Below are 10,767 nucleotides of genomic sequence, written 5' to 3' on the forward strand. Positions count from 1 at the left end.
GGGAGGGAGACGGTGCCGGCCGCCATCGCCACCGAGGCGGCGGTCAGCAGCATCGCCCATGACGTGCTGCGCGTGGAGCGGCTGCGGGACCCCGCGCGGCGGCCGCTGGTCGTGCTGGTGACGGACGGGCGCGCCACCGGCGGCCCCGAGCCGGTCGCCCTGGCCGGGCGGGCGGCGCGGCTGTTCGCGGCCGACTCGGTCGCCTCGGTCGTCGTGGACTGCGAGTCGGGGCCGGTACGGCTGGGGCTCGCCGGGCAGCTCGCGGGCGAACTGGGCGGTACGGCCGTGACATTGGACGAGCTGCGGGCGGACAGCATCGCCGGGCTCGTGAAGGACGTGCAGAGGAAGGCCGCGTAATGCCGCAGGGACAGCCGAGTGTGGTGCCGGACGACGGACTGACGACCCGCCAGCGGCGGAACCGTCCGCTGGTCGTCGTGCACACGGGCGTCGGCAAGGGCAAGTCCACCGCCGCCTTCGGGCTCGCGCTGCGGGCCTGGAACCAGGGGTGGCCGATCGGGGTGTTCCAGTTCGTCAAGTCGGCGAAGTGGAAGGTCGGCGAGGAGAACGCGCTGCGGGTGCTCGGCGCCTCCGGTGAGGGCGGGCCCGTCGACTGGCACAAGATGGGCGAGGGCTGGTCCTGGGTGCAGCGTGATCAGCAGATGGACAACGAGGAGAAGGCCCGCGAGGGCTGGGAGCAGGTCAAGCGTGACCTGGCGGCCGAGACGTACCGGCTGTACGTGCTCGACGAGTTCGCGTACCCCATGCACTGGGGGTGGGTCGACACCGACGAGGTGATCGACGTCCTGCGGAATCGGCCCGGCACCCAGCACGTGGTCATCACCGGGCGGAACGCACCCGAGAAGCTCGTGGACTTCGCCGACCTCGTGACCGACATGTCCAAGGTCAAGCATCCGATGGACGCGGGCCAAAAGGGCCAGAGGGGCATCGAGTGGTGAGTGCTTCCGTCCCACGGCTGGTCGTCGCCGCGCCCTCCTCGGGCAGCGGCAAGACCACCGTCGCCACGGGGCTGATGGCCGCGTTCGCCGCGCGGGGGCTCGCCGTGTCCCCGCACAAGGTCGGGCCGGACTACATCGACCCCGGGTACCACGCGCTCGCGACCGGGCGGGTGGGACGGAACCTCGACGCGTACCTGTGCGGGCCCGAGCTGGTCGGGCCGCTGTTCCTGCACGGGGCACGGGGGTGTGACATCGCCGTCGTCGAGGGTGTGATGGGGCTGTACGACGGGGCCGCGGGCGAGGGTGAACTCGCGTCCACGGCCCATGTCGCGAAGCTGTTGCGTGCGCCGGTGGTGCTGGTCGTGGACGCGTCGTCGCAGTCGCGGTCGGTGGCGGCGCTGGTGCACGGGTTCGCCTCCTGGGACCCGGAGGTGCGGGTCGGGGGCGTGATCCTCAACAAGGTCGCCTCGGACCGGCACGAGGAGCTGCTGCGGGAGGCGCTGGAACAGGCCGGGGTGCCGGTGCTCGGGGTGTTGCGGCGGGCTTCGCAGGTGGACACGCCGTCGCGGCATCTGGGCCTGGTGCCGGTCGCCGAGCGGCACGCCGCCGCGGTGGAGGCCGTGGCCGCGATGGCCGCACAGGTCTCCGACGGGTGTGATCTGGACGCGTTGGCGGCGCTGGCGCGGAGTGCGGGTGCGTTGTCGGGGGCGGCTTGGGATGCGGCCGAGGCCGTTTCCTCGCGGCCTCGTCCCCGAACGCCGGACAGGCTGGTTGTCGCTGTTGCCGGCGGGGAGGCGTTCACCTTCTCCTACGCCGAGACCACCGAGCTCCTCACCGCCGCCGGTGCCGACGTCGTGGCCTTCGATCCGCTGCGGGACGAGGAACTGCCCCAAGGGACGCGCGGGTTGGTGATCGGGGGCGGGTTCCCCGAGGTGTACGCCTCGGAGCTGTCCGCCAACGAACCCCTGCGCAAGGCCGTGGCCGCACTCGCGCGGAGCGGCGCTCCCGTCGCCGCCGAGTGCGCCGGGCTGCTGTATCTGTGCCGGGAGCTGGACGGGCTGCCGATGTGCGGCGTGCTGGACGCCGGGGCGCGGATGACCGAGCGGCTCACTCTGGGCTACCGGGACGCCGTGGCCGTGGGCGACAGTGTGCTCGCGGCGGCCGGGACCCGGATGCGGGGCCACGAGTTCCACCGGACCGTCGTGGAGCCCGGCTCGGGGGCGGAGCCCGCCTGGGGGGTCCGCACCCCCCGGCCGCGGGTCGAAGGTTTCGTTGAGCGCGGTGTGCACGCGAGCTATCTGCACACGCACTGGGCGTCCGAGCCCGGTGTCGCCCGTCGGTTCGTGGAGAGGTGCCGGACGTCATGAGCAGCAGGCTGGTCGGAGTCGGGGTGGGCCCCGGGGATCCGGAGCTGGTGACCGTCAAGGGCGTCAACGCCCTGCGGGAGGCCGATGTCGTGGTGGTCCCCGTGATGGACAGCGGGGAGCGCGGCCGGGCCGAGGCGACCGTGTTGCACTACGTGCCCGAGGACAAGGTCGTCCGGGTCGTGTTCGCGCTGAACGAGCGCAGCGACCGGACCCGGCGCGAGGCCGCCTGGGACGCGGCCGGGGAGCGGGTCGCCGAACTGCTGCGGCGGCACACGTCGGTGGCCTTCGCGACCATCGGCGACCCCAACGTGTACTCGACGTTCACCTATCTCGCGCAGACCATCGTCGAGCTCGTGCCGGGGACCGTCGTGTCGACCGTGCCCGGGATCACCGCCATGCAGGACCTCGCCGCCCGGTCGGGGGCCGTGCTGACCGAGGGCACCGAGCCGCTCACGCTCGTGCCCGTCACCGCCGGGACCGCCGTGCTGAAGGACGCCCTGGCCGGTCCCGGGACCGTGGTCGCCTACAAGTTCGGGCGGCAGGCGCAGGAGGTCGCCGAGGCGCTGAGGGAGACCGGGCGGCTCGCCGACGCCGTGTGGGGATCGGCGCTGGGGCTCCCGGAGGAGTCCGTGCGCCCGGCCGCCGAGCTCGACGAGACGCCCCTGCCCTATCTGTCGACGCTCATCGCACCCGCCCGGCGCGAGGGCGGACGGGGCGGCAAACTCTGACCCGCCCGTCCGGCATCACCCCCCCTTCACCCCCTTCCCCCCTGCAAGAGAGGACCCATCCCATGGCCGACGCCCCCGCCGGCAAAGTGACCTTCGTCGGCGCCGGCCCCGGCGCCGCCGACCTGCTGACGTTCCGCGCCGCGCGCGCCATCGCCGAGGCCGACGTCGTGATCTGGGCGGCCAGCCTGGTCCAGGAGGAGGTCCTCGAACACGCCCGCGAGGACGCGGAGATCCTCGACTCGGCGACCATGTCCCTGGAGGACGTCGTCGCCGTGTACGGGCGGGCCCGCGCCGAGGGACTGAAGGTCGCCCGTATCCACTCCGGCGACCCGGCCCTGTGGGGCGGCACGCAGGAGCAGGTCGACCGGTGTGCCGAGGCCGGCATCGCGACCGAGATCGTGCCCGGGGTGTCCTCCTTCTCGGCCGTCGCGGCGCTCGCGCAGCGCGAGCTGACCATCCCGGAGGTCGCGCAGTCGGTCGTGCTGACCCGGCTCGGCGGCGGCAAGACGCCCATGCCGCCCGGGGAGGAGGTCCGGGAGTTCGCCAAGCACGGCACCACCATGGCGGTGTTCCTCTCCGCCGCCCGCAGCGGGCAGCTCGTGCGGGAGCTGCTGGAGGGCGGCTATCCGACGACGACTCCCGTCGTGGTGGCGTACCAGGCGACCTGGCCGGAGGAGCTGATCGTGAAGTGCACGATCGGCACGCTGGAGGAGACGGTCAAGGAGCACAAGCTCTGGAAGCACACCCTGTTCCTGGTCGGCCCGGCGCTCGACGCGCACGGCACGCGCTCGCACCTGTATCACCCGGGACACTTCCACGGGTACCGCAAGGCCGACCCGGAAGCCCGCAGGGCGCTGCGCGAGCGGGGGGCGAGTACGTGATCACGGTGGTCGGCACGGGGACGGGGGCGGCGCCTTCCGACGACGTCCTCGCCGGTGCCGAGCTGGTCGTGGGCGGGCGGCGGCATCTCGACGCCGCACGGCTGCCGGAGACGGCCGAGCGGGTCGTGCTCGGGCCTCTCGCGCCGGCCCTCGACACCATCGGCGAGTACGTCGCGAAGGACCGTCCCGTTCTGGTGCTGGCCTCCGGCGACCCCGGGTTCTTCGGGATCGTGCGGGTGCTGGCCGAGCGGTTCGGGCCGGACCGGCTGGATGTGCGGCCCGGGGTGTCATCCGTCGCCGCCGCCTTCGCGCGGATCGGGCTGCCGTGGGACGACGCCGTGGTGGTGAGCGCCCACGGGCGGGAGCTGCGGACGGCCGTCAACGTGTGCCGGGCGCAGGCGAAGACGGCCGTGCTGACCGGGCCGGGCGCGGGTCCGGCGGAGCTGGGCGCCGCGTTGCGGGACGCGGCACGGGTGCTGGTCGTCGCGTCCGGGATCGGCTCGGACGCGGAGCGCGTGCAGCGGGTGACACCCGCCGAGGCCGCCGCCCGGGACTGGGGCACGGCGGTGAGCGTGGTGCTGTGCCTGGACGAGGCGCGGGCGCTCGGCCCGGTGCGGACGGTCGCGGGCCCCGGGGAGCGGCCCGCCGGCTGGGCCCTGGAGGAGGCGGAGTTCGCCCACCGGGACTCGATGATCACCAAGTTCGAGGTGCGGGCGCTGGCCCTGGCCCGGCTGGGGCCGCGCCCGGGTGACCTGGTGTGGGACGTGGGCGCGGGCTCGGGGTCCGTGGCCGTGGAGTGCGCGCGACTCGGTGCGGCCGTCACCGCCGTGGAGAAGACCGCGGACGGTGTGGAGCGGGTCCGCGCCAACGCCGCCGCCCACGGAGTGGACGTGCGGGTGGTGCGGGGCGCGGCACCGGAGGCGCTGGCGGAGCTCGCCGAGACCCCGGACGCCGTGTTCGTGGGGGGCGGCGGGCGCGAACTGCCCGCGATCGTCGGCGCGTGCGCGCGGCGGGCCCGGCGCACGGTGGTCGTCGCCATGGCCGCGCTCGACCGAGTGCCGGCCGCGCGCGAGGCGCTGACGATCGCCGGTCTCACCTGCGACGGCGTGCTCCTGCAGTCGTCGCGGCTCGCGCCGCTGCCCGGGGACGTGACCCGGCTCGCGGCGACCAACCCCGTTTTCCTGCTGTGGGGCGTCCGGCCTCCGGCAGCTGTCGAAGAAGGAGTCGCTCAGTGATCGGCCTCATTTCCGCCACCGCGGCGGGAGCGGCTGTCCGGGACCGGCTGGCCGCCGCGTGGCCGGACCGCACCCGGGTGTACGAGGGTCCCGTCGGGGACGCCGTACGGACCGCGTTCGCGCAGTGCGAGCAGCTCGTGTGCTTCCTGGCGACGGGCGCGGTGGTGCGGCTGGTGGCACCGCTGCTGTCCGGCAAGACCGAGGACCCGGGCGTGGTGTGCGTCGACGAGGGCGGGCGGTTCGCCGTGTCCCTGCTGGGCGGGCACGCGGGCGGCGCCAACGAACTCGCCCGCGAGGTGGGTGACCTGCTGGGTGCCGAGCCGGTGGTGACGACGGCCACGGACGCCGTGGACATGGCGGGCCTGGACACCCTCGGTCTGCCCGTGGAGGGCGATGTCGCCGGGGTGTCGCGGGCGCTGCTGGACGGTGAGGCGGTGGCGCTGCGGGCCGAGGTGGCCTGGCCGCTGCCGCCGCTGCCGGTGACGGACGAGGGGCCATACACGATCCGGCTCACCGACCGGCTCGTGGAGACGGCCGAGCGCGAGGTCGTGCTGCGTCCGCCGACCCTGGTCGTCGGCGTCGGGGCGTCCAAAGGCGCTCCCGTGGAGGAGGTCCTCGGCCTGGTCGAGGACGCCCTGCGGGAGGCCGGGCTGTCCGTGGCGTCCGTCGCCGAACTCGCCACCGTCGACGCCAAGGCCGGGGAGCCCGGCATCGTCGAGGCCGCGCGGCGGCTCGGGGCGCCGCTGGTGACGCACTCCGCGGAGGAGCTGGCCGGGGTCGACGTGCCCAATCCGTCCGACGCGCCGCTCGCGGCCGTCGGGACCCCGTCGGTGGCGGAGGCCGCCGCGCTCGCCGGCGGGGGCGAACTACTCGTCCCCAAGCGGAAGTCGGCCGCGAGCCCGGCGATGGCGACCTGTGCCGTCGTACGGCGTCCGGGGCGCGGACGGCTCGCGGTGGTCGGGCTCGGGCCGGGCGCCCGGGACCTGCTCACGCCCCGCGCGAAGGCCGAACTGCGGCGGGCTTCCGTGCTCGTGGGCCTCGACCAGTACGTCGACCAGATCCGTGATCTGCTGCGGCCCGGCACCCGGATCCTGGAGTCGGGGCTCGGCGCCGAGGAGGAGCGGGCACGCACGGCCGTCGAGGAGGCCCGCGAGGGGCAGGCCGTCGCGCTGATCGGCAGCGGGGACGCGGGCGTCTACGCCATGGCCTCCCCCGCGCTGGCCGAGGCCTCGGACGACATCGACGTGGTCGGTGTGCCCGGGGTGACGGCGGCGCTCGCGGCCGGTGCGCTCCTGGGCGCCCCGCTGGGCCACGACCACGTGTCGATCAGCCTGTCCGACCTGCACACGCCGTGGGAGGTCATCGAGCGGCGGGTGCGTGCGGCGGCCGAGGCGGACCTCGTGGTCACCTTCTACAACCCGCGTTCGCGCGGCCGCGACTGGCAGCTCCCCAAGGCGCTGGGCATCCTCGCCGAGCACCGGACCCCGGCGACCCCGGTCGGTGTCGTACGCAACGCCTCGCGGCCGGACGAGTCCAGTCGGCTCACGACGCTGGGCGCCCTCGACCCGGCGACGGTCGACATGATGACGGTCGTGACCGTGGGCAACACGGCGACCCGGGACATCGCGGGACGCATGGTGACACCGCGCGGCTACCGCTGGCAGGCAGCGCAGGAGGGGGCCGAGTGAACCGCGTCGTTCATCCGATCGAGGAGGAGTCCTACCGGCGCATGCGCGCCCGGCTGGACACCTCCCACTTCCCGCCGCTGACCCGGGCGGTCGTGGAGCGGGTCGTCCACTCCGCCGCCGACCTCGACTACGCCGCCGACCTCGTCCTGGACGAGGCCGACCTGGAGAAGGCGCACGCGGCGCTGCACGCCGGGGCGCCCGTCGTCGTCGACGTGGAGATGGTCGGCGCCGGGATCACCCGGCGCGAGACCGTCTGCCGTCTGAAGGACGCCGAACCCGGTCCCGGCCTGACCCGGTCCGCGCACGCCGTCCGGCTCGCCCACGAGCAGGTCGGCCCCGGTGCCCTCTGGGTGATCGGCAACGCGCCGACCGCGCTGGAGGAGCTGCTGACGCTCGACGCCCGGCCCGCGCTCGTCATCGGACTGCCCGTCGGTTTCGTCGGAGCCGTCGAATCGAAGGCCGCCCTGCGTGGGAGCGGACTGCCCGCCGTGAGCAACGTGTCCGAGAAGGGCGGGTCGGCGGTCGCCGCCGCCGCGCTCAACGCCCTGCTGTACCACCCCACTTCCGCCGAGGAGAAACTGTGACCACCCCGCCCGCCCTGCTCATCGCCGGCCACGGCACCCGGGACGACGCCGGAGCCGAGGCGTTCCGCGACTTCGTACGGCAGCTGGGAGCCCGGCACCCCGAACTGCCCGTCGCGGGCGGCTTCATCGAGCTGTCCCCGCCGCCGCTGGGCGAGGCCGTCACCGAACTGGTCGAGCGGGGCGTGCGGCGCTTCGCCGCCGTCCCGCTGATGCTGGTGTCCGCCGGGCACGCCAAGGGCGACATCCCGGCGGCACTGACCCGCGAGAAGGAACGGCACCCGGGGATCTCGTACACGTACGGGCGTCCGCTCGGCCCGCACCCGGCGCTGCTGAACGTGCTGGAGCGGCGACTGGACGAGGCCCTGGGGTCGGGGGGCCGCACGCCCGGGGACCGGGCCGACGTGACGGTGCTGCTGGTCGGGCGCGGGTCCACGGACCCGGACGCCAACGCCGAGGTGCACAAGGCGGCCCGGCTGCTGTGGGAGGGACGCGGGTACGCGGGCGTGGAAACGGCGTTCGTGTCGCTGGCGGCGCCGGACGTGCCGAGCGGGCTCGACCGCTGCGTGCGGTTGGGCGCGCGCCGGATCGTGGTCCTGCCCTACTTCCTGTTCACGGGCATCCTGCCGGACCGGGTCCGGCACCAGACGGAGGGCTGGGCCGCCGCGCACCCGGAGGTCGAGGTGCTGTCGGCCGACGTCATCGGGCCGGAGCCGGAGCTGCTCGACCTCGTGTGGGAGCGGTACGAGGAGGCCGTCAAGGGTGATCTGCGGATGAACTGCGACTCCTGCGTGTACCGCATCGCGCTGCCGGGCTTCGAGGACAAGGTGGGCATGCCGCAGCAGCCGCACTTCCACCCGGACGACGACGACCACCACGGTCACGGGCATCACCACGGTGCTCACTCTCATGCGCACTGAGAACGGGCACGATCTGCGTCACCACGGGGACGCGGAGGTCCGGGACGACGGCGGTTCGCTCGTCGACCTGGCCGTGAACGTCCGCGCGGACACGCCGCCGGTCTGGCTGCGGGAGCACATCGCCGCGTCGCTCGGCGGGCTCGCGGCCTACCCGGACGGGCGGGCCGCGCGGGCGGCGGTGGCCGCGCGGCACGGGCTGCCGGTGGAGAGGGTGCTGTTGACGTCGGGCGCGGCGGAGGCGTTCGTGCTGCTGGCGCGGGCGCTGAAGGTGCGGCGGCCGGTCGTCGTACATCCCCAGTTCACGGAGCCGGAGGCGGCGCTGCGGGACGCGGGGCATGCGGTCGGCCGGGTGCTGTTGCGGGAGGAGGACGGCTTCCGGCTGGACCCGGCTGCCGTGCCCGAGGACGCGGACCTGGTGGTGATCGGCAACCCGACGAACCCGACGTCGGTGCTGCACCCGGCGGACGCGGTCGCCGAACTCGCCCGGCCGGGGCGGGTGCTGGTGGTGGACGAAGCGTTCATGGACGCGGTGCCGGGTGAGAGCGAGGCCCTGGCGGGCCGCGTCGACGTGCCGGGGCTCGTGGTGCTGCGCAGCCTGACCAAGACATGGGGGCTGGCCGGGCTGCGGATCGGGTACGTCCTGGCGGCGCCCGAGACGATCGAGGACCTCCAGCGGGCGCAGCCGCTGTGGCCGGTGTCGACCCCGGCGCTGGCCGCGGCCGAGGTGTGCGTGGGGCCACGGGCGGTGGCGGAGGCGGCCCACGCGGCGCACCGCATCGCGGCGGATCGCGCGCATCTGCTGGCCGGTCTCGCCCGCCTCGCCCCCGCCGGACTGCGGGTGGCCGGGCCCGCGCAGGGCCCGTTCGTCCTGATCCGGCTGGAGCGGGCGTCCGCGGTACGCCGGCGCCTGCGCGACCTCGGTTACGCCGTGCGCCGCGGGGACACGTTCCCCGGTCTGGACGGGGAGTGGCTGCGGCTGGCGGTGCGGGACCGCGCCACGACGGACGGGTTCCTACGGGCGCTCGAGCGGGCGCTGCGGCACTGAGGCGCGGGCTTCTGTGGGCACGGGAGCAGGCCCTGAAGCCCCTGAGACCACGCCTGCGCGAAGCTCCTCGCCGCCACCCCCGGCTGCGCGATCAGCCCCGGCGGCGGGCCAGGACCACCGCTCCCCCGCCTGCCACGAGCAGGGCGATCCCGCCGCCCACGAGGTACGGCGTCGTCGAGTCACCGCCGGTCTCGGCCAGCCTCTCCTCGACGAGTGCTCCCTGCGGCTTGGGGTCGGCCGGCGGGACGGACGCATCGACCGAGGGCTGTGCGTCGGCCGCGCGCTCTCCGTCGGCCGGCGGGGCGGACGCGTCGGCCGAGGGCTGTGCGGCGGTCGAGGGCTGTGCGGCGGTCGAGGACTCGGACGCAGGCGTCTTACAGGCCGCCTCAACCAGGGTGAGCGTGCCGTCGACCTCGGCGACGTTCAGCTTCGACGGGTTGACCGACACCTTGAGTTCGAGGGCGGTGGCGGCGGCCGAACGGGCCGTCGTCCGGGTGCGCGACAGATCCAGGTGCACCTCCCCGACGCCCGGCACCTTGACGTCCGCCGAGCCCTCGGCGGTGAGGTTCACGCGCTCGCCGAGCACGGTCACCCAGCCGGGAATGTCGGCCGTGGCGACCGGCTTCTCCCCGACCTCACAGGTGGCCTTGGACGTGACCTGCTCGACCTCGATCACCGACAGCAGCGGCAGGCCGGGGACGTGAAGGCGAGCATGGGCCAGGGTGGAGACCGCCTCGGCCTTCGTGGCGGTCGTCGTGGCGCTCGTGTGAGCCACCTCGGCGCGCAGCACGCTGAAGGGCTGACCGCCGTTCACCGCGTCCAGACGGGCCGTCAGTGTGGTCTTCTCGGCGCTCTGCGGAGCCTGGACCTCGTTGAGGGAGACGGCGAGCGGGACGTTCACCGACTTGTTCAGCAGGGAGACGTCCAAGTCGGTGCGCAGGGTGGCGGCGCTCGCGCGGCCCTGGTCGTCGGCGGCGTACGCCGGGCTCACGCCGGTCAGTGTCACGGGCCCGGCGGCCAGGGCCATGACCGTCGCGACGGTCGCCAGACGGCGTGCGGGCACACGGAAGGAAGTGCTGTTCACGGTGGTGACTCCAGGAGAGACAGGCTCGGGTCCCTGAAACATTCGTCTCGCGGCGCGTGCGCCCTTAGTGATCTGACGCCGCTTCACTCCAACGTGGCAAGATCGCAAAAGTACTTGACCGCCCGGCACGGCACAGGCGTTCCCCTCCGTCACCCCCTAGCCGACCACGCGCCCGTTCAGCACCACCCGGCGCGGCGAGGCCAGTACCCGGACGTCGGCCCGGGGGTCCTCGTCGTAGACGACGAGGTCGGCCGGGGCCCCCTCGTCCAGACCGGGACGGCC

The 10,767-nt window shown here is 74.5% G+C and carries 10 protein-coding genes and 2 pseudogenes; 10 read left to right on the forward strand and 2 right to left on the reverse strand.

All coding sequences use genetic code 11. The features are described 5' to 3' along the window. The 10 genes and pseudogenes from ABZ281_RS20050 to cobC all read left to right on the forward strand — a co-directional run. Positions 1 to 357 (forward strand): annotated as a pseudogene (locus ABZ281_RS20050) (magnesium chelatase); the annotation flags it as partial. After that, complete coding sequence (gene cobO, locus ABZ281_RS20055) at positions 357 to 956, forward strand: cob(I)yrinic acid a,c-diamide adenosyltransferase (protein ID WP_356657258.1); 600 nt, start codon at positions 357 to 359, stop codon at positions 954 to 956. The pseudogene ABZ281_RS20050 and the gene cobO, both read left to right, overlap by 1 nt. Beyond that, positions 953 to 2,323: a cobyrinate a,c-diamide synthase gene (locus ABZ281_RS20060; RefSeq protein WP_356657260.1), complete on the forward strand. Its 1,371-nt coding sequence runs from the start codon at positions 953 to 955 to the stop codon at positions 2,321 to 2,323. Before cobO ends, ABZ281_RS20060 begins: the two co-directional genes overlap by 4 nt. Then, positions 2,320 to 3,051: a precorrin-2 C(20)-methyltransferase gene (gene cobI, locus ABZ281_RS20065; RefSeq protein ID WP_356657262.1), complete on the forward strand. Its 732-nt coding sequence runs from the start codon at positions 2,320 to 2,322 to the stop codon at positions 3,049 to 3,051. The genes ABZ281_RS20060 and cobI overlap by 4 nt, the downstream gene beginning before the upstream one ends. Positions 3,052 to 3,113: 62 nt before the next feature. Further along, positions 3,114 to 3,932: a precorrin-4 C(11)-methyltransferase gene (cobM, locus tag ABZ281_RS20070; RefSeq protein WP_356657264.1), complete on the forward strand. Its 819-nt coding sequence runs from the start codon at positions 3,114 to 3,116 to the stop codon at positions 3,930 to 3,932. Then, complete coding sequence (cbiE, locus tag ABZ281_RS20075) at positions 3,929 to 5,167, forward strand: precorrin-6y C5,15-methyltransferase (decarboxylating) subunit CbiE (RefSeq protein ID WP_356657266.1); 1,239 nt, start codon at positions 3,929 to 3,931, stop codon at positions 5,165 to 5,167. Before cobM ends, cbiE begins: the two co-directional genes overlap by 4 nt. Beyond that, complete coding sequence (cobJ, locus tag ABZ281_RS20080; RefSeq protein WP_356657268.1) at positions 5,164 to 6,855, forward strand: precorrin-3B C(17)-methyltransferase; 1,692 nt, start codon at positions 5,164 to 5,166, stop codon at positions 6,853 to 6,855. The genes cbiE and cobJ overlap by 4 nt, the downstream gene beginning before the upstream one ends. Beyond that, positions 6,852 to 7,439, forward strand: coding sequence for a precorrin-8X methylmutase (locus ABZ281_RS20085; RefSeq protein WP_356657270.1), 588 nt, complete (start codon positions 6,852 to 6,854; stop codon positions 7,437 to 7,439). Before cobJ ends, ABZ281_RS20085 begins: the two co-directional genes overlap by 4 nt. Continuing rightward, positions 7,436 to 8,356, forward strand: coding sequence for a sirohydrochlorin chelatase (locus tag ABZ281_RS20090; protein ID WP_356657272.1), 921 nt, complete (start codon positions 7,436 to 7,438; stop codon positions 8,354 to 8,356). Before ABZ281_RS20085 ends, ABZ281_RS20090 begins: the two co-directional genes overlap by 4 nt. After that, positions 8,346 to 9,401 (forward strand): Rv2231c family pyridoxal phosphate-dependent protein CobC, encoded by a 1,056-nt coding sequence (gene cobC / locus ABZ281_RS20095; protein ID WP_356657274.1) that lies wholly within the window; start codon positions 8,346 to 8,348, stop codon positions 9,399 to 9,401. Before ABZ281_RS20090 ends, cobC begins: the two co-directional genes overlap by 11 nt. Before the next feature lie 91 nt (positions 9,402 to 9,492). Here cobC and ABZ281_RS20100 read toward each other — a convergent pair whose 3' ends face one another. Beyond that, a complete protein-coding gene (locus ABZ281_RS20100; RefSeq protein ID WP_356657276.1) occupies positions 9,493 to 10,485 on the reverse strand; it encodes an SCO1860 family LAETG-anchored protein in 993 nt (330 codons plus the stop codon). 156 nt (positions 10,486 to 10,641) lie between these two features. Then, positions 10,642 to 10,767: pseudogene (locus ABZ281_RS20105) on the reverse strand (amidohydrolase); the annotation flags it as partial.

The sequence above is a fragment of the Streptomyces sp. NPDC006265 genome (assembly GCF_040613555.1).
GTDB lineage: Bacteria > Actinomycetota > Actinomycetes > Streptomycetales > Streptomycetaceae > Streptomyces.